13 protein-coding genes are annotated in these 19,030 nt (G+C 50.1%); 7 read left to right on the top strand and 6 right to left on the bottom strand.

Annotated elements, in window-relative coordinates; translation table 11 throughout:
• Positions 1 to 57: 57 nt before the first annotated feature.
• A complete protein-coding gene (locus NT073_RS10915; RefSeq protein WP_297372908.1) occupies positions 58 to 1,128 on the top strand; it encodes a M42 family metallopeptidase in 1,071 nt (356 codons plus the stop codon).
• Positions 1,129 to 1,187: 59 nt separating this feature from the next.
• On the opposite strand, the gene NT073_RS10910 is transcribed toward NT073_RS10915, so the two are convergent.
• Positions 1,188 to 4,172 (bottom strand): outer membrane beta-barrel family protein, encoded by a 2,985-nt coding sequence (locus NT073_RS10910; RefSeq protein ID WP_297372906.1) that lies wholly within the window; start codon positions 4,170 to 4,172, stop codon positions 1,188 to 1,190.
• A 42-nt stretch (positions 4,173 to 4,214) separates the two neighbouring features.
• Complete coding sequence (locus NT073_RS10905; RefSeq protein WP_297372904.1) at positions 4,215 to 5,051, bottom strand: GLPGLI family protein; 837 nt, start codon at positions 5,049 to 5,051, stop codon at positions 4,215 to 4,217.
• A 120-nt stretch (positions 5,052 to 5,171) separates the two neighbouring features.
• Between NT073_RS10905 and NT073_RS10900 the strand changes: the two genes are divergently transcribed.
• Positions 5,172 to 5,912, top strand: coding sequence for a helical backbone metal receptor (locus NT073_RS10900; RefSeq protein ID WP_297372902.1), 741 nt, complete (start codon positions 5,172 to 5,174; stop codon positions 5,910 to 5,912).
• A gap of 416 nt (positions 5,913 to 6,328) precedes the next feature.
• A complete protein-coding gene (tpx, locus tag NT073_RS10895; RefSeq protein ID WP_297372900.1) occupies positions 6,329 to 6,922 on the top strand; it encodes a thiol peroxidase in 594 nt (197 codons plus the stop codon).
• Between the two features lie 249 nt (positions 6,923 to 7,171).
• Here tpx and NT073_RS10890 read toward each other — a convergent pair whose 3' ends face one another.
• The gene (locus tag NT073_RS10890; RefSeq protein WP_297372898.1) at positions 7,172 to 9,277 is read right to left on the bottom strand and encodes a PQQ-binding-like beta-propeller repeat protein; all 2,106 of its coding nucleotides are present in this window, start codon (positions 9,275 to 9,277) and stop codon (positions 7,172 to 7,174) included.
• A gap of 328 nt (positions 9,278 to 9,605) precedes the next feature.
• Between NT073_RS10890 and NT073_RS10885 the strand changes: the two genes are divergently transcribed.
• A complete protein-coding gene (locus tag NT073_RS10885) occupies positions 9,606 to 10,553 on the top strand; it encodes an NAD-dependent epimerase/dehydratase family protein (protein WP_297372896.1) in 948 nt (315 codons plus the stop codon).
• A 99-nt stretch (positions 10,554 to 10,652) separates the two neighbouring features.
• Here the strand turns inward: NT073_RS10885 and NT073_RS10880 are convergent, their stop codons facing one another.
• A complete protein-coding gene (locus tag NT073_RS10880; RefSeq protein ID WP_297372894.1) occupies positions 10,653 to 13,022 on the bottom strand; it encodes a PDZ domain-containing protein in 2,370 nt (789 codons plus the stop codon).
• Between the two features lie 409 nt (positions 13,023 to 13,431).
• Between NT073_RS10880 and NT073_RS10875 the strand changes: the two genes are divergently transcribed.
• From NT073_RS10875 to NT073_RS10865, 3 genes are all read left to right on the top strand, one after another.
• Positions 13,432 to 13,863 carry a response regulator gene (locus NT073_RS10875; RefSeq protein ID WP_297372892.1) on the top strand — a complete coding sequence of 144 codons (432 nt, stop codon included), beginning with the start codon at positions 13,432 to 13,434 and terminating at the stop codon, positions 13,861 to 13,863.
• A gap of 265 nt (positions 13,864 to 14,128) precedes the next feature.
• A complete protein-coding gene (locus NT073_RS10870) occupies positions 14,129 to 15,163 on the top strand; it encodes an AraC family transcriptional regulator (RefSeq protein WP_297372890.1) in 1,035 nt (344 codons plus the stop codon).
• Between the two features lie 26 nt (positions 15,164 to 15,189).
• Positions 15,190 to 16,629, top strand: a complete 1,440-nt coding sequence (locus NT073_RS10865; protein ID WP_297372888.1) for an alpha-L-fucosidase — start codon at positions 15,190 to 15,192, stop codon at positions 16,627 to 16,629.
• A 20-nt stretch (positions 16,630 to 16,649) separates the two neighbouring features.
• Here NT073_RS10865 and NT073_RS10860 read toward each other — a convergent pair whose 3' ends face one another.
• Positions 16,650 to 16,994, bottom strand: a complete 345-nt coding sequence (locus tag NT073_RS10860) for a DUF4260 domain-containing protein (protein WP_297372886.1) — start codon at positions 16,992 to 16,994, stop codon at positions 16,650 to 16,652.
• Between the two features lie 160 nt (positions 16,995 to 17,154).
• Positions 17,155 to 19,026: a proton-conducting transporter membrane subunit gene (locus tag NT073_RS10855; protein WP_297372884.1), complete on the bottom strand. Its 1,872-nt coding sequence runs from the start codon at positions 19,024 to 19,026 to the stop codon at positions 17,155 to 17,157.
• Between the last annotated feature and the right edge of the window lie 4 nt (positions 19,027 to 19,030).

The following is a 19,030-nucleotide window of genomic DNA, read 5'->3' as shown; positions in this document are numbered from 1 at the left end:
CTTTACGAGAAGGGCGTGCCTATTTTGGCCTTGCTCTTATCCTAATTAAACTCCGTAATGAACGAACAAAGTAAAAGTTTCCTCTACAAGTATTTAAACAATGCCTCCCCCACCGGCTTCGAATCGTCGGGGCAGCAGATTTGGCTGGATTACCTCAAACCCTATACCGACGAGTACATTGTCGACACCTATGGCACGGCTGTAGGCGTTATAGGACCGGGTAAAGACTATAAAGTCGTTATTGAAGCCCACTCCGACGAGATTTCCTGGTTTGTGAATTACATTTCTGACGATGGCTACCTGTTCGTACGCCGAAACGGGGGCTCCGATGCCCTCATTGCGCCATCCATGCGGGTTAACCTTCACACGAAAAAAGGCGTAGTTGAAGGTGTATTTGGCTGGCCCGCTATCCACGTTCGCGATCTGGCGAAAGATACGGCCCCCAAAGTTACAGACCTGTTCATTGACGTGGGGGCCTCCACCAAACAGGAAGTGCTGGACATGGGTATTCACGTTGGTACCGTCTGCACCTTTACCGACGGATTGATGGAGTTGAACGGCCGCTATTACGTTGGCCGGGCTCTGGATAACCGCATGGGTGGGTTCATGATCGCCGAAGTAGCCCGGCTTTTAAAGGAAAACGACATCACCCTGCCGTTTACATTGTACATCGTCAACGCGGTTCAGGAAGAAATTGGTCTGCGAGGGGCGGAGATGATTGCCCGGCGGCTCAAGCCCGATCTGGCTATTTGTACCGATGTAACCCACGATACGCAGTCGCCCAAATACGACAAAAAAGAACAGGGTGATCTAAAATGTGGCGGTGGCCCCGTATTATGTTACGGCCCGGCCGTACAAAATAACGTACTCGATTTCATGATCGGCGTGGCCGAACAACAGGGAATTGAGTTTCAGCGGCAGGCTGTGAGCCGTTCGACAGGTACAGATACAGATGCTTTTGCCTACGCGACAGAAGGCATTGCCTCGGCCCTTATTTCGCTTCCGCTTAAGTACATGCACACCACCGTCGAAACGGTGCATATGGACGACGTACAGAACGTAATTAAGTTGATGTACGAAACGCTCCTTGCACTGAAAGGTGGCGAAGATTTTCGGTATATAAAGTAAGAGGCATGAACACAGCGACACAGAGATTAATCTTTGTGTCGCTGTGTTCATGTATTTTGTTAGCCATTATTCCGGCGGAAGCCTCCCCCCTGTCCGCGCTGGCCTCCCCCATTCCGCTCTTGGAACGGATCACGTGGCGCGGTAACGCCCGCACTAAACCGGCGCAGATTATACACGAAGCTGACCATGAAGTACCGGTTCAGCACCCTGCTCCGAACTTCCTCCGTATACGTATCAGTCACATTTCGGACGATACTCTGGTTCTGGTTCAGCAAATCGAATGCCTGGAAGCGCAGTTCTCCCTGATTTTGCTTGAACAACTGGCGGGCCAGCGTAGCGTTCCAGAGTGTATACGACTGGTTAAAGTTAGCCGAGTTGCCACCGTAATGATTGAAGTAAACGTTCGTAGAGAAGGTAAACTTCAGCGGCAATTGATAGTAGACATCGAGCGTAACCGTCTGATTCAGGAAGGTGGTGTTCTGCTGGGGTTGCAGTGAGTACTTGGCCGATTGCCAGTTGATGTTCCCCGACAGGTTCAAGTCCAGTTTCTCCGTAAAGTTCGAACTCAGGCCAACCCCCTGACCAATCAGCCAGTTTTTCGCCTGGTTAGACTGGTTGTTGATGAAGCTCGTCCCCTGGTTGAAAGTCATGTTTGTCGAAAGGTTCAGGTTGGTTTTCTGCGCACCTAATTTAAGCGGCCGACCGAAGACCAACGATCCGTTCACCGTGTAATAGCCATTGGTATTGACGGGTATGGTAGTCTGCGCACCTGATCTGTCGAATACCGTTGAGTTGACGATTTTGTTATCCGTTCGGCTGGCGTTCAGAAAGAGGAACATATTCCTAAACGTAGCAGCATCAAACTGGTTGTAGTTCAACGACAGCGTGTGGCTATATTCCGGCTGCAAATTAGCGTTACCTAACTGAATGTTAAGCGGGTTCGTGTTATTGGCTACCGGTTGCAACTGGTTCACCGACGGCGCATTGATACGAGTTCGGTAGTTGAACCGGAGCCGCCGACTTTTGGCAAAATTGTAGGTCAGCAAGGCATTGGGCAACAAGTTCGAAAACGTGCGATTCAGGTTCGTTTCCCGGCTTAGGTTATCGGAGTTGAGGCTCGCCTGTTGCGCATCCAGCCCGAATGCGTAGGTATACTTCAACCGCCGGGTTTGCCACGTCAATCCACCGCGATTGGTTACGTAGTCGTTCACAAAATTGTTGCTCAGGAATGTATTCAACTGATCGTACTGGTTCGTCAGCCCATTAAAATCATTCACCGCCCGGTTCGACGTATTATGGTTATCAGACAGGTTGTAATGAAATTCAAGGGTCTGGCGCATAGACAACGGCTCCGTATAACTCACATTGATGGTGTTGGTCATCGAATGCGTTTGCTGATTGTTCCGCTGATTAATGGTCTGCGTAATAATGCCTGTTAGGGTATCTTTTGTTATAATACCCGACGTCAGGCTGGTCGACGAGCCGTTGAATTGGTTGACCGATTTGTTGATTCCTTCGTTGTCCTGGTTATTGAACGCGATGTTCCAGTTTACGGAAAAGCTCCGGCCTTTTTTCTGGAATTTGCGCAAAAGCAGCAGTGAGTTATTGCCGTTAAAGCCACTACCGGTTGAGTTATAATTGGTTAGGCTCGAATTGGCCAGCACGCCTTCGTTGGTAATCGTTCGGGCCTGGCTCTGGTTGCTATACGTCGAATTTTGCCACGACAAATTCGGAATAACCCGGATCGTTGTCATCGAATCGACGCGATAATCGAGCCGCAGGTTGGCCCTTTGGTTGGTATTGGTATTGTCAGAACCGTTAGTCTGGTCGCGGATAAAGCCAGCATCGGGGCGCGTAATCACCGTACCGGCAGTGCCGCTCGGAATCACGTTTTCCCGGTGACTTTGCTGGTTAGTGAGGGTGTTGGTATTACTGGCGTTGTAGCTGCTAACCACATCAATCTTTTTGCCCCAGCCGTCGCGGTAGTTAATACCGGCTGCCCACGATTGGGTGATCGCATTGCTCCCCACCTGACCGGCACCATTCCCGCTGCCGCCACCGGCGCCACCGCGTACCACGTTACTGCCTCCGCCACCGCCCTGCCCTTGTCCGGCTCCGCCAAAGTTATTCCCAAGACCCAAATCCGAGGCCGTAAAACCCTGTTGGTTCACATTGTTGGCCATGCCCAGCATGGAAATCTGTCGGCCGTTGTTAAACCGGTTGAAGCTCACCCGACCCGAGTATCTTGCATCGTCGCCCGGTTTTGGCCCGGCACCAATGGTCTGCTGACCAAATGAGCCTTTCCGTTTGTCTTTCTTGGTCGTGATATTGATCGTTTTTTCCCGGTCGCCGTCGTCCACCCCCGAAAAAGCCGATTGTTCCGAAGCCTGGTCAAAGAGTTGTACCTTGTCGATGATGTCGGCGGGGAGGTTTCGGGTCGCCATTTTGGGATCATTGCCGAAGAAAGGTTTGCCATCCACCAGCACTTTCGTAATGGCCTGACCCTGCGCTTTCACGTTGCCATCCCGGTCAACTTCTACGCCGGGCAGTTTCTTCAGCAAGTCCTCTACCTGCGCATTGGGGCGGGTTTTGAACGAACCGGCGTTAAATTCCAGTGTATCCCCTTTTACAGCGATGGGAGCTCGTTCGCCCTGCACGGACACTTCGGTTAACGTTTGCGACTGAGCGACCAGGTCAATGGCCCCAACATTTGACGAGGGGTCGGTTTTGGTTACCGAAACCCGGCGGACGCGGCTCCGGTACCCCACATACGTAACCAATACGCGGTACTGTCCCTCGGCTATTTTCGGGAACGAGAAACGTCCTTCTCCATCTGTAATACCAAAACTCACCAACGAGGAGTCCTTTGCCGATAAAAGTGAAACCGAAGCTTCAAGGAGCGGTTTCCGGGTCAGTGAGTCCACTACCTGCCCGCTGATTGTACCTGGCGACTGGGCGAAGGATTTAAAGCTAATAAATAATGTACAATGAAGAACGATCAACAAGAATCGAGTTAATTGCTTCAAATTCAGTAAGTTTATCATTTTTCATTATACGTTTTCCTGTATACATTATTCAATACAAACTTAGTTTTGGCTCCGCATGGGCATGTTCTGCATCATTTTTTGCCGGAAATCGGCCATACCTTTTCGGCGTATTTCTTCCATTTCTTCACTCGAAACGGTTTTAGCCCCTTTAGGTGGCTGTACACTGGCCTCGGCAATAGCTTCCATCGAGACTCCCGTTGCTTTATATGATTCGGTATCCGATTCGATTTGCAGCACAACGCCTTTGGGGGGCGTTAAATCGGCAACGGGCGAATAGGTGAACGGCAAATCCGTTGTGTACCAGATGGTGTACGTTTCTTTCCGACGGCTAGCCGTTGCCTTGTGGCAGGTGTAGCCCGCAATTTTTTTCGTTTTATCGGCTGTCGTCCAGTCGGTGGCGGTTGGCATGGGCTTTTCGGAACGGTACGTATCCGTCACCACTGTATCCTTCTTCACCATCAGCACATCAATGCGCTGGCGGTTAGCCAGATCAAGGTAGGTTCGTTGTTCGAAGGGGGGAGTCATCCGCATCGTTCGGGGTCTCCCCTCGCGGTTTCCGCCCGAGCCATCCGATGGCCCGTCGCCCATTGTTCGGCGCATCATCATATTCTGCGGCCTGTCGCGTTCTTCTTTAGCCATTGTTCCGGCAAACACCAGTTTCTGGGTGAACGAAATAACCTCGGGCATGCCTTCGGGCGCATCAGGAGCCCCCGCGCTACCAGGCCGAACTTCCTGTCCGTTAATAACCATCCGCATTTGTGAGCGGTCAAACTGACGCATACCTTCGTAGGTGATTTTACCCGAAGCTGGCGTTTGGCCGTACAGCGTCGTAACGCATAAACCGACGGCAAGAAAGGTGAAAATTGATTGTCTCATGGTGAATGAAGGATTCATTGAGTAAACGTTGCACAAAAATTTCAATTCCTCTTCAAAAGTTTCTTAAAAGCTGTGAAACAGCCGCTGAGTTACCTTTTTCGCTTGCTGAACGTCTCATTTATGAACCCTAAACGCATCGTTTCTGTCGTCCCATCTCAAACAGAATTGCTCTTCGAGCTTGGCCTGAATGATGAAATTATTGGCGTCACCAAATTCTGTATTCATCCGGTGGAACAGGTGAAAACCAAAGCCGTAGTTGGTGGTACCAAGACGCTCGATCTCGACAAAATTCAGGCGCTGGAGCCTGATTTTATTCTTGCCAATAAAGAGGAAAATACCCGCGAGCAGATCGAAGCCCTTCAGCAACAGTACGCTGTACATATTACCGATATGACAACGGTGCCCGATGCAATCAGTATGATTCGGGAAGTAGGAACGTTGGTGGGAAAAAGCCGGGAAGCCGAAAAAATGGCTCAGCAGATCGAATCTCGTCTGCTTCCCCCTCTCCTGCCTATGCGTTTGTCCGTTGCTTATCTAATCTGGCGGAAACCATACATGGCAGCGGCCAGCGATACGTTTATTGACGCCATGCTGAGCACAGCGGGTTTCACCAATGCATTTGCCAACAAAATTCGCTATCCGGCGGTTACACCGCAGGATTTACAAAACGCCCGGCCCGATCTGATCTTTCTATCGTCAGAACCTTATCCGTTTAGGGAGAAACATATTGCTGAGTTACAGGAGATTTGCCCATCGGCGCGGGTGCTGCTGGTCGATGGAGAGGTGTTTTCCTGGTACGGGAGTCGATTGTTGCAGGCGTCCGACTATTTCGAAAAGTTTCGTAGCGAGTTAAGTGGGTAATGCTTACGTTCAAGATTTTTGCTGTCTTATTCTAAGAAAAACACCGACCTAAGTCAGGTCGGTGTTTCCGCTTCTATCCACACCATCAAGGCTGTCCAAATGGACAGTCCTTCATTAAGTGTTGCAATATAGACCTCTGTTCGTCTATATCATCTATAAGGTAAATATCAAGCATACATCTGTTAATTCTATACACAATACATGGTGAGCTTTAGCAGATTACCCACCCTACTTTTAAACAGAGTTCGGGTAGTTCCGAAACAAAGCGAATTCGCCCACCAAAACGACTAATCCAGATTGGGCGTTCATGCGCTAATTTTCCTGACGATTAACGGCTATCAGTCGCATCCGACTAATTTTCATTACCGTTTTCTTTGCACATTTGTGGAATCACTATTAATGTAATAAATCACCTTATGACCAGCATCAAGAACTCCATACACGCGTTTAAAATCTTTTTTTTGGGACTAGCCGGAATATTCATTACGGGTATTTCGCTGGGACAAACGACAGGCACGGCTGTTACTCTGGGCGGCAAAACAATTCATACTGTTGGTAAACTACCGGCAGTGGGAACTCCAGTCAAAGAGTTCACATTGACCGGTATTGATCTTACGGATAAGACGTTAGCCGATTACAAGGGCAAATATGTAATCATGAATATTTTTCCAAGTGTAAACACTGGCGTTTGTTCTAAATCGGTACGAAAATTTAATGAGGATGCAGCTGGACTAAAAAACACAACCGTACTGTGTATTTCCAAAGATCTGCCTTTTGCTCAAAAAGCTTTTTGTGGTGCAGAAGGAATAAAGAATGTTGTAATGCTTTCTGATTTCAGAACTGATTTTGGCAGTTCTTACGGCGTACAAATTGCCGATGGACCTATGAAAGGGCTGCTAAGCCGTGCGGTAATTGTAGTGAATCCCGAAGGAAAAATCGTCTATGAACAGCAAGTGCCGGAAATAGGACAAGAGCCTGATTACGCTGCTGCGATTGCGGCCATCAAGTAAAGTCTCGACTGTATTGTACGGAACAGAGTTTACAGCTGTTAGAAACCATCCAGAAAACCCTCCAATTGGTTTTGGGACAAGCCCGTTTCATCCGGGTCACCAAATTTGAGTAATGAGGCTTTTAGGACAGCCGTACGATCGTTCTTGTTGAAAGCAGCACTGAGTGTCCGCGGATTTCCACCGGACACCCAGTGCTGCTTTCTGTTTTTTATGAAGCTTTAGATAGCCTCCAATTGACGAAGTTGCAGCTTATGGCAACGCAAACGCCACGTACCGATCCCCCGACTTCGTTTTGAGTTTGCCACCCCCACAGGCAATTACCACGTATTGTTTGCCATCAACGGCGTAGGTACTTGGCGAAGCATACCCGGCAGCCGGCAGTTTGGCACGCCAGAGTTCACGGCCCGTTTTTCTATCGAAAGCCCGAATCAGTTCGTCGCGCGAGGAAGCAATAAAGAGCAACCCACCCGCCGTGACTGCCGGAGCACCATAGTTGTCGGTGCCCGTCGGGGGCAGTCCCTTCGCCACTAGTTCAGGATATTCTCCCAGCGGGACCTGCCAACGGTGTTCGCCCGTGTTCATATCGATCGCCGTCAGTGTTCCCCAGGGTGGGCGGCTCACGGGGTACCCGGCCCGGTCGTACCAACGGGTAAACCCGGTATGGTGATAGGGCGAGGTGTTCAGTCCCGCCTTGCTGACGACGGACGTTGTTTTACCAAACAAAAAATCCACAATGGCCTTACGCTCATCTTCCTTCAGGTAAGTGAATGCAGGCATCATGCCCTGACCCTTGGCCAGAACCTGGGCCACGGACGTCTGGTTACGTTTTTGAGAAATGCTGGTCAGGGCCGGATAGCTACCGTCATGACTGCCTTCGCGGTTTTGGCCGTGGCAGGCGGCACAGTGCGTTTGGTAGAGTTGGCTACCGGTGCGATCAACAGCCTTGGCTGACAACGAACCGTCGGCGGTCGGAACCAGCCCCATGGTGACCGGAATTTGCTTGGCGGGAACGTACATAATTCCCTCTTCGTCCACTGCGGCCCCACCCCACTGCGCCCCACCGTCGGTACCAGGAAAAAATACAGTACGATTAGGGCTCAATGGAAGAGGAATAAACTCCTTCCCCGATTGCCAGCGCCGGAGCTGAGCCAATACCGTATCGCGGTCGGTGACAAAGTCGCTGATATCGCTCTCCGAAAGCGATTGCCGTGTAAACGGTGCGGGTTTGAGAGGAATCGGCTGGGTGGGCCAGGCTTTTTCTCCCGGAACAGTGGAAGCGGGCATGGGCCGTTCCTCAATCGGGAACAGCGGCTTACCCGTGACACGGTCGAAGACAAACAGGAAACCTTGTTTAGATAGAACCGAAACGGCATCCACTTTTTTGCCGTCATGAACGACGGTAAATAAATTAGGAGGAGCCGGAATATCGCGGTCCCAAATGTCGTGGTGGATCGTTTGAAAATGCCAGCGTCGCTTGCCAGTGGCCGCGTCGAGGGCTATAAGGCTGTTGCCGAACAGGTTCTTACCGGGCCGGGTACTGCCGTATAAATCGAATGCCGCCGTTCCTGTAGGTACGTACACGATGCCGCGCTGCCGGTCAATAGCCATGCCCATCCAGTTGTTGGCTCCGCCGAAGTTAAGGTGGCCGTCTTTAGGCCAGGTGTCGGCGCCGTACTCGCCGGGGTGCGGAATGGTGTGGAACGTCCAGACGAGCCGCCCCGTGCGCAGGTCGTAAGCACGCACATCGCCGGGCAGAGCCGGGGCAACCTCCGACACCCGGTGGCCCATGATGAGCAGATTTTTATAGATTACGCCCGGTGTGTTGCTTACTACGTACTCGTCGGCTCCGGGACGAGCGAGGCCCTCTTTTAAGTTGATTTTTCCGCCTTTTCCAAAGCTAGCCACCGGCTTTCCCGTTCGGGCGTCGAGGGCATAGAGCAGCGATCCGTAGGCGAAGAAAATCCGAGCCTGTCGTCCATCGGTCCAGTAGGTAACGCCCCGGCTATTCATGGCGAAGGTATCGTCGGTAAAAGCTGTTTTCCAAAGCTCTTTGCCCGTGGCCGCGTCGAGGGCAAAGGCCTGCGAGCCAGCCGAAACACCGTACAATACACCGTCGACGATAAGCGGATTGCACTGAATCTGAGTGTTATTCTTGAGCGTATCGACTCCGCCCGAAGCATATTCCCAGGCGACCTTCAAGCCTGCCACATTACTGGGATTTAGCTGGGTGAGGGGTGAAAAATGATTGCGATCCGGCCCGCCGTTGTATTCGGGCCAGTCGGTGGTGGGGGGCTTTTCGACCAGGCTGAGCAGGCCAAGGGTCAGGAGTAAGGCTGGGTAGGTAAACCGTTTCATAATTGGGTTTGGAGGAATATATAGATGCAATGGATACAAAATGGCCGGAAGTTGCAGTGACCTCTCGGCTTATGTAGCTCAGGCACAACAAAAAGCCAGTGGGTGCTATCTTTTAATGATCCACTCCCTTTTCCGCAAAGACCATGAACGCACAAAACAGTACTATTGATAACTTACATCTGGTTTGTAAGCCTTATCTAAGTAAAATAGTAGTTAACCATTAATCAAATCACATGCATATAAGAACCGTACCGGCTAGAATAAGCAAACGCCCATTTTACTGGTTAACAAAGTGGATTGATTAGACATATTTTTCACTGACATACCGATGAAAATTGTAGTGATTGGCGGTACCGGACACATTGGTACCTTTTTAGTGCCCCGACTTGTGGCGGCTGGACATGACGTAACCGTTGTTAGCCGCCGTCGTCGTGATCCTTACCAGACTCACGACGATTGGCAACAGGTGGCCTTTGTCGCCTTAGATCGTACTGAGCTGGAAAAACAAGGGAAATTCGGGCAAGCCATAGCGGATTTAACCCCCGACGCGGTCATTGATTTAATTAGTTTCGAGCTGGACAGCACCAGGCAACTGACCGATGCCCTGGCAGGTCGTGTCAGGCACTTCCTGCACTGCGGTACGATTTGGGTTCACGGCTACAATGAGCTGGTTCCCGTCAACGAATCAGACCCCAGATACCCCATTGATGCGTATGGCCTTCGGAAGGCGGCCATTGAAACGTATTTGCTACAGGAAGTTGATCAGGCGGATCTACCCTCGACGGTAATTCACCCGGGCCACATTGTTGGGCCGGGTTGGACGCCCATTACGCCGGCGGGTAATCTGGACGCCCGGATCTTCACTAAGTTAGCCACGGGCCATGAGGTCCTGCTTCCCAACCAGGGCCTTGAAACCCTGCATCATGTGCATGCCGACGATGTGGCTTTAGGCTTTATGCTGGCCCTTGACAATCCAGCAGCATCGATTGGTGAAAGTTTCCACATCCTTTCTGAGCGAGCCATGACCTGGCGCGGGTATGCTCAGGCCCTGGCTACCTGGTATGGCACCTCAGCGAATCTACGCTTCGTCACGTTTGACGAATTTAAACAGACCACCTCCGAGGAGTACGCCAACCAAAGCTGGGGGCATTTGCTGCATAGTACCAATGGCAGCATTACCAAAGCACGCCAGCGGTTAGGCTTTCATCCCCATTATACGTCTATGGAAGCTATTCAGGAATCGCTTACCTGGCTGAAAGAACAAGGCCGGTTATAACGCATGAACGAATGCCAGAAGTGAGCGAGACGTTTACAGCCTACGTTGAGGTATATCGACGTAGGCTTTTTATTCGTGTCGATCAAAAGACCACACCATTCACTTCATGGGTAATTGTATGTCAATGATCCGTTGATTTCGCATTACGCCAACGGGTATGGTGCTCATGAAATGTAGTTGTTGCTGTATACTCTCCAACTGAGCGATGGTCGCTACATCGGTGCCGTTGATAGTTCGAATAACATCATCTTTTTGCAAACCCGACGTAGCCAGTTTGCTTTCTTTAGGCACGGTCAGCACAACAATTCCCTTTTCATCTGGCAACCCGAATGCCGACCGGTCGCCCAATCCATTCACATTACGTATCCGAATGCCTAACCAGGTCTTCTCCGTAACGTTCGACTCTTTCCGGTCGTTACTTAGCTGGGGAAGTTTAGGAGAACGCGCCAAGACTCGTAAAGACGCCTTCTGTACCCCAAACTGATTCATGGGAAAATTCTGGAACCCAGCAGCCAGTGCCGGACTTATCTGCGCTACCCGATAGTCGCCCTGCTCCGGATTGATATATTGCGGATCACCAAATTGACTATGAAGATCAGTACCGTTCTGCTGCGCCTTTTGTAAAGCGGTCTGGTCCGGAAAAAGATTATGATCGATCTCTTTACCCCAATGAGCGATCTGAATAGGAAAGTAAGGCCGCATGACGATATTTTTTCGAAACACATCCTCACTGTTTTTGAACCATACGTGGGGATGAAAGGAATTATTGACGATCACATTGTTTTCGGCAGTCCGGTAAAACCCTTCCCGAAACTTCAGCCCGCCGTTTAGCAATACGTTATTGAAAATAATATAATTACTGCTGCCATCGTCGAGATCAATATCCCATCCGTGGTCACAGCGGAACCGATTATTCCGGATAACGACTGGTTTTTGAGCATCGAGTTTAATCAGCTCCGGGTGAGCGGCTGCCAGACTATCCATCGTTTTCCGGTTGGGGTGCCAGAAGCGGTCGCGCCCCCAGGAATTAAACGAACCATGATCGCCCGTTTCCAGTACGGTGTCGAACACGTCGTTGAACTCAAGCAAATGCCCGCCCCAGGTGCCGTCGCCAATATTGATCCCCGCGCGGGGCAGCTGATAAATCGTATTATGTCGTACTGTTATGTCGGAAGCCATTGAGATTTCAACGCCGGTAGACTGTTTTTCAATCTCGCCGGTGTGGTGAATGAGGTTGTCGCTGGCGGTGCAGTTTGCCGGGTACCGGTTGTTTTTTGAACCCGGCCGCAGGTCCATGTCAGCATAAGGCACAAACCACTCATACCGGAAAGCAGGTGACCGAACCGCCGACGTATCGCCAACAAACCCGATGGCAGTAGCTCCTATATGATGAATATGACAGCCATCGACCGATGTGTTCCGATTATACCTACTCACCAGAATGGCGTTTCCGCCCAGGTGGGTAAGCTCGCAGGCTTCGATGCGGCAATTCTCGGTATTTTCCAGATAAATCGCGGCACCCCGGTACAACATCCAGTCGCTACGCAGCAGCGGTTCATACGGCTCCATAAACGTCCGCTCGGTATTAACCAGCCGTATGCCATGAATACGCACCTGACGAAGCGGAGTTTTTGGTGTGCCCACCAACTCAACCAACGATTTCAACCGCGACACATCAACAACGGCCGAATTCAGGTCAAAGCCAGAAGGCGGAATAAACGAAAGCGTTTGGGTGGCTTTGTCATAGAACCATTCACCGGGGGCGTCCAATTCCTCGTAGATGTTTTCGACAAACCGCTGGTTCTTATGAATCCCCATCGGGCGGTTATTCTGCCAGCCACCTTCGTAGGTGAGCGTATCGCCTGATTTACCCGTTATACGGTAATGAAAATCGCCCCACTCGTGCTGGTGAATAGCATGAAGGTAGCCGCCAGACGGGTTTTTCCACCGGCTGATTCGTGTTCGGCTGATGGCGTCAGCGGCTGTTCCGTTAAACACCCGGGCCGTGGAATCATAGTTTGGGTAACGAGCCAGTACCTGCTTCTTCCCGTTGATGTATAGTTGCTCAAACGGTTCGCCTGCTACGTTAGCTACCCAGATTCTGTCGCCGGATTTTTGCCAGCGCAAAGCCAGTTTCCGCCCGCCGTTGAGTTCAACGGATTCATTCTGGAATGCACTGATCAAGAGCCGCTTATTGCCAATTATATGCGGGGTTATACGTACCGTTTTGGCTAAATAATAAGTGCCTTTACGTAGGTAGATATGTACCTCGTTCTGAGGGGCAGTTTTCACTTTCTCCAAAGCTTTTTCGAGCGTTGCCACAGGTAATGCCAGCGTACCTGCCTGTGTATCGCTTCCCGATGGAGACACAAAAATGCGAGTCTGCGCGTATGCCGGTGTAGCAAAGCCCAACCAGCCAAGCAGGGTGCCTTTAAAAACAGTTCGTATCGCTTGAGAAAGACAGGTCATTTACCGTAGAATGGGGTTTAGGATTTAGTGTTATTTTGACTCTCGCTATCAGGTATTTGCTAGGTATCGCTTGATCGCCTTCACGGATAATCAATCATGATGCTGTATTTCAATATCATGGCCCATTGAACCCACAAACAGCAACGACAGGTTGAAATTTCTGTACGTCGACTTACGTCAAATCTAAATACTTCTTCAGTTTCTTGGTTAGGGCAGCCCATTGCCTTAGCCTTGTGAATCAGCATATCAAGTAAGCGAATCTAGCTCAATAACACCACGGGTCAGTAAAAAACCGCCAATCAAATGAAGGCATATTAATTTATTGATTATTAATTTTTTGGCAAAAAAATAATCCTTCAGCGGTTCTTCTGGTTGTATAAGTTAATTCAATTATGCTTAACGTAGACCCGTGGAAGATTCGAGAGGCCCCATTATTTTCATTGACGATGATCAGGATGATCAACTGCTGTTTAAACCCCTGCTGGAACGACTTGCACCCAACAATAAGGTCGTCTTTTTTACGAACGGCCAGCAGGCCATTGATTATTTCAGAACAAGCAAGGAACCTCCTTTTATTATTATTTCCGAAGTAAGTATGCAGGTCATGAACGGCCTTGAACTGCGCCGACAGATTGAAGCGGATGCAGACCTGAAGCGACGAGCTGTTCCTTTTATTTTCTTCACTCATCCGGCCTATAAACACCTGGTTGAAGAAGCATATGAGCTAACTATTCAGGGTTTCTTCGAAAAACAAAGCAGCCATAGCGAGATGAAAGAGCAACTGGAAGCGATTATCAATTACTGGAAGAGCAGCCTGCATCCCAACCGGTTCATGGATTGAGCTGGTGACTTCAATGCAAACCGTTAGTCTGTTCCAACTGTCCAATAAATACTTTGGTTATTAGTCCAAAATGTGAAAGCTCACTGTCTATTTAGTTTACTCAAAATAGGCTGAACGAGGTGAAGACGCAAGGGTATTGTTAGTATCCTTTAATAGATAGTGGCCTCATTAGGTCTGTAAAACGTTTTATCTTGTGGTTTCCGCAATCAAATTCAATCATTATTATTACCTTAAACGCTACTTAATGATAATACCAGGCCTATAAATGCAGCCTAAAACCAACGACTCCCTCTCTGTTGGCTCTATCAACCTCATCCTGTTTGCAGCCCGCCAGCAGGGGGCCGATGCCGATGCACTAGCCCGTGCGGTAGGTATCAACGCAGTTCAGCTTAAGAACCCGGACGGGCGGGTGCTCATCCAGCAGGTGCAGGCCCTCTGGCACGAAGCCATTATTGCGACCAACGACTCTGCTCTCCCGCTCAAGTTAGGCGAAATGGTGAACCCGCTGGCTCTTGGTGTGCTGGCCTACGTGATGATGCACTGCCCTACACTTGGACATGTATTTGATAAGCTTTGTCACTATCAGGATATCGTCTGCGAAGGCGTCCGAACAACGGGCCAGTTAATGCCGGCTGACAACCAATCGGGCGCGAAGTACACCTTATCGCTGCGCATCACCAGCCCTGACATTATCTATCCGGAACATACCTTTAATTCCGAGCTATCGATTTATATGTCGGTCATTCGTGCCCTGACGGGTCAGCGACTGACCGCGCTTGAAACGCGTTTTGCCTACCCGCGTCCAAGCGACACGCGCGAGCATGAACGTGTATTCGACCCTACCCTTCTCTTATTTGATGCCAGCGAAACCACACTGGTCTTCGATGCGGCTCTATTGGACACACCCATTCTAAATGCCAATTCCAGCCTGTTCCCGTTGTTTGAGAAACACGCCAATGATATACTGAACCAACTCCATACCCCCTCGCTGAAAAGCCGGGTGAAAACCGAGATTATTTCGCTGATGAAAGGCGAAGAGCCCACACTGGTCAGCGTTGCCGACCGGCTGGCGATGGGCGTACGAACCTTGCAGCTTCACCTCAAAGAATCGGGCACATCGTATCAGCAGCTCCTCGACGAAACCCGCAAAGAACTAGCCATTGGGCACCTGCGCGAACCGAATGTGAGCACAACAGACATTGCCTATCTGCTGGGTTTTGCCGAACCGAGTGTCTTTTTCCGTTCCTTTAAAAAATGGACGGGCCAGACGCCGGGTGCATACCGACTGGCCTACGCCTAGTACATTGCCAAAAAATATACCTGTATATGAAAAAACAAATTACCTCCATTCTCTTCAGCTTACTGGTTTCAACATCGGCTCTTGCGCAACAGCACTCGGAGCAGAACCACGATAAATATGTCTGGCCAAAAGATGAGCTGGTGAAGAAAAAGCTGGCTAACTGGCAGGATATTAAGTTTGGCCTGCTTATGCACTGGGGCACTTACAGCGAATGGGGCGTGGTGGAATCGTGGTCCCTCTGCCCCGAAGATGAGGGCTGGTGTGAGCGTAGAGGCCCGTATGCCGCCAACTGGTTTGAGTATAAAAAGGCGTACGAAAACCTCCAAACGACCTTCAATCCAACGAAGTTCAACCCGGAACGCTGGGCCAATGCGGCAAAAGGCGCGGGCATGAAATATGTGGTTTTCACCACTAAACACCACGACGGCTTTTGCATGTTCGACACGAAGCTGACGGATTACAAGATTACCGATAAGAAAACCCCGTTCTCAGCGAACCCCCGCAGTAACGTCACGAAAGAGATTCTTGGCGCTTTTCGCCAGCAGGGCTTTATGGTCGGCACGTATTTTTCGAAACCCGATTGGCATACGGAAGATTACTGGTGGACGTACTTTCCGCCCAAAGATCGTAACGTGAGCTACGACCCGAAAAAATACCCCGACCACTGGAAGAAGTTCAGCGATTTCACCTACAACCAGATCGAAGAACTAATGACCGGCTACGGCAACGTCGATATTCTGTGGCTCGACGGCGGCTGGGTTCGTCCGGCCAGCACCATCGACTCAACTGTTAGCTGGCAGCGCACGATTCCATACAGCCAGGATATAAACATGGCCCGTATTGCCGGTATGGCGCGCCAGCACCAGCCGGGTCTTCTGGTTGTCGACCGGACAGTATCGGGCGAATTTGAAAATTACGTAACGCCCGAACAGTCTATCCCCGACCATTACATGCCCATTCCGTGGGAAAGTTGCCTAACCATGGGCAACAGCTGGTCGTATATTCCCAAAGAAAACTTTAAGCCCGCCCGTAAACTGGTACAGACATTGGTCGACATCGTAGCCAAAAACGGGAATCTTTTGCTCAACATCGCCCCCGGCCCCGATGGCGAATGGCACGAAGAAGCCTATCAGCGATTGCAGGAAATTGGCAAATGGATTACCGTAAACGGCGAGTCGATTTACGGCACCAAACCGTTGGCTCCCTATCGGCAGGGTCAGTGGGCGTTCACCTCAAATAGCAGGGCTGTTTATGCCTCCTACCTGCCCAGCGAGTCGGAACAACAGCTTCCAGCCAGCATTACGTTGCCAGCGCTTACTGTTGCACCCAATGCCAAAGTGACCGTACTGGGCGCATCGCAATCATTGAAGCTAACTAAAACGAAAGACGGCTTTAGCGTTGTCGTTCCCGAGAAGATTCGCCAGCAATTGGCAGGTCAACCCGTTTGGGTGTTGAAAATCGGCTAATCGGGCAGCCTGATGCTGGTCTACATCGTTCCGAGACTGGTATGCTTGAAACTATCGGCGTATTTCAGTCCGTAACCCGCTACCCGATCCATACTGGAGTGGGCAAACAGGATGACACCGGCCAGCATCAGGTATTGATTACCAAGGGCAAGACCAATCAGACCAATGACAATACCAAGTCCCTTGTGATGTACGATATTGTACAACACCGCGCCAACGGCTGGGTTAATCAGGTAACCAATCATGCTGATGTCCGGGAGCAGAAGCAAAGCGGGGAACCACCACCAGGCGAAACTCAGGCGGGAGAACAAATAAATAGCAGCCAGGAACTGAATTAATTCTTCGGATTTCAGGAGCGTTTTCATGGACTTGTTCGACGTTTAGTACATGACAAAGGTCCTGCAAAAGCCCGGCTGCATCGCTGACCAACTGCGTAAATCGACTGACGAATCACGAAAAAATTAAGCCAAGTACCGGGCGAGACCGCATGGCTCCGGCCACTTGGCTATGCGGTCTCGTACACCATTAATACGACCGGTAGGCCATTTCGTACATCGACTTTTCGTAGGGACCAAGGAATATCCGGGCGTAAATCCGAATGATGGCCAGCCCGTCGATGATGAAGCTCAGCGCGGTGAACAACGCCAGCATAGCCTGGTTTTCGTGAATGTGGGAAAACATCAAATCCTCACCAATGAACGTGGGCGTAATGGGAAAGCCCGAAACGCCCAAACAAGCCAGCAGAAACAGGAACGCCAGCCGAGGGTACTTGTGCGAATAGCCATGAAACTGCTGCAGGTTAAGGCTCTTCTCGGCCGCCTTCAAACGACTCAGGCAAACGAACCCAACAACACCCGCCACAAAAACGCCACTTAGGTAGAGCAATCCCTGCGATGAATAATTAAATTTTTCGTTGAATGAAATGGCCAGTACAACAAAGAAGTGATTGAAGATGGTCAATAACCACGCCATTCGCGCCCTGTTTCGTTTCGTGAACGATTTCAGTACCATAACCACCGCCGTAAAGGAAAAGGCAATAGGCAGGCAGTTCAATACCGGCTCAGGAACAAGGTTACGATTATAAAGGCAGAATACCCCAACGAGGTAGAACGGTACAAAAACCGTCAGGAGCGTACTCAGGGTTATAAAATCAAGCAGGTTGCCTACCCATTTTAACGGATTCCATAAGTACCGATACAGGAACGAATCTAAATTCCATTCTTTAATGCCCAGCATGTAAAATGTATTGGCAAGCTTCTTCGGCAGGAAATCCTCCAGCGACCGCTGCGATGGATAGAACGTGTAAAATTGCTCTCGAATGAGGTAGCTCACCACTGATGGCGACACCAGCAGCTGGTAGGTTCTGAGAAACGCATTTCCGGCAAAGTGGAACAACGCCAGACTCTCCAAACCAGCCGCTACCTCAATAAACATCAATCCGATCTGTGCAATAGACGCATAGGCAATCTGCGCTTTAATGGACGACTGAACCCGGGCAATACCTGTAGAAACGACGGTTGTGATCAAACCCAGAGCTACAATCAGGACGCGTACCGATGTCTGCTGTTCCCAGAACGGATAAGTTCTCAGCAACAGAAAAACGCCAAGGTGAACGGCCAGCGATCCATAAAATATAGCGCTGGACGGCGTAGGCCCTTCCATAGCACGGGGCAGCCAAGACGAAAAGGGAAGTTGCGCCGACTTGGCCGCAGCCGACGCCAGAATCATAAGGGAGATAAAAACACCGATGAAGCTATGCGTTTGCAGATGTTCGTGCACCAGCGCATAATCGCCCAGTTTAATAAACGTAATATTTTCATGCCACAGATGGTGGCTCATCCACATGGCCAACAATAGACCAACGTCGCCGATTCGGTATACCGAAAACACTTTCACCGCATTTTTCACCGGCAGATACTTGTTTCGGTAGAAGGCAATCAAGAGGAACGATGTGATGCCTAATATCTCCCAGCCAATGAACAGCGTCTCGAAGTTGCCCGCAAAAATGGTGATGTTATACCCGGTGTAAAAGAACAGAATGGTTGTGAAAAAACGCTTATAGCCGGTTTCTCGGTGGAGATACGCCCGACTGTAAATGGTTACCAGAAACGTTAGAATGGCCCCGACGAACAGATAAACAGCGGTGACTTTATCGAAGTAAAAATCGATCAGAAACTCATAATTTCCTGAGCTAAGCAGCACAATATCTTTGAGGTTAAGCTCCGTTCGACTCATGATTAGCCAGTAGACCAGAAATCCCATCGACAGCGCAAAATGTAGACCGACGATACTAAAGCAGGTCAGGGAGATAACCTTTTCTTTATCCTCGGGAATCAACAACAGAAGTAGAAACCCAAGAATAGGCAATAAAATAAAAACTTGAAGAAATGATTCCATGCGT

The sequence above is a fragment of the Spirosoma sp. genome, from assembly GCF_026391055.1.
Classification (GTDB): domain Bacteria; phylum Bacteroidota; class Bacteroidia; order Cytophagales; family Spirosomataceae; genus Spirosoma.
This window is presented reverse-complemented; position numbering and strand designations above follow the sequence as displayed.

What these genes read in the sequence shown, in the direction of transcription:
- NT073_RS10855 (WP_297372884.1), bottom strand. Translation starts at nt 19,026, where the DNA reads ATGGAATCATTTCTTCAAGTTTTTATTTTATTGCCTATTCTTGGGTTT.
- NT073_RS10865 (WP_297372888.1), top strand. Translation starts at nt 15,190, where the DNA reads ATGAAAAAACAAATTACCTCCATTCTCTTCAGCTTACTGGTTTCAACA.
- NT073_RS10905 (WP_297372904.1), bottom strand. Translation starts at nt 5,051, where the DNA reads ATGAGACAATCAATTTTCACCTTTCTTGCCGTCGGTTTATGCGTTACG.
- NT073_RS10860 (WP_297372886.1), bottom strand. Translation starts at nt 16,994, where the DNA reads ATGAAAACGCTCCTGAAATCCGAAGAATTAATTCAGTTCCTGGCTGCT.
- NT073_RS10885 (WP_297372896.1), top strand. Translation starts at nt 9,606, where the DNA reads ATGAAAATTGTAGTGATTGGCGGTACCGGACACATTGGTACCTTTTTA.
- NT073_RS10910 (WP_297372906.1), bottom strand. Translation starts at nt 4,172, where the DNA reads ATGATAAACTTACTGAATTTGAAGCAATTAACTCGATTCTTGTTGATC.
- NT073_RS10900 (WP_297372902.1), top strand. Translation starts at nt 5,172, where the DNA reads ATGAACCCTAAACGCATCGTTTCTGTCGTCCCATCTCAAACAGAATTG.
- NT073_RS10915 (WP_297372908.1), top strand. Translation starts at nt 58, where the DNA reads ATGAACGAACAAAGTAAAAGTTTCCTCTACAAGTATTTAAACAATGCC.
- tpx (WP_297372900.1), top strand. Translation starts at nt 6,329, where the DNA reads ATGACCAGCATCAAGAACTCCATACACGCGTTTAAAATCTTTTTTTTG.
- NT073_RS10880 (WP_297372894.1), bottom strand. Translation starts at nt 13,022, where the DNA reads ATGACCTGTCTTTCTCAAGCGATACGAACTGTTTTTAAAGGCACCCTG.
- NT073_RS10890 (WP_297372898.1), bottom strand. Translation starts at nt 9,277, where the DNA reads ATGAAACGGTTTACCTACCCAGCCTTACTCCTGACCCTTGGCCTGCTC.
- NT073_RS10870 (WP_297372890.1), top strand. Translation starts at nt 14,129, where the DNA reads ATGCAGCCTAAAACCAACGACTCCCTCTCTGTTGGCTCTATCAACCTC.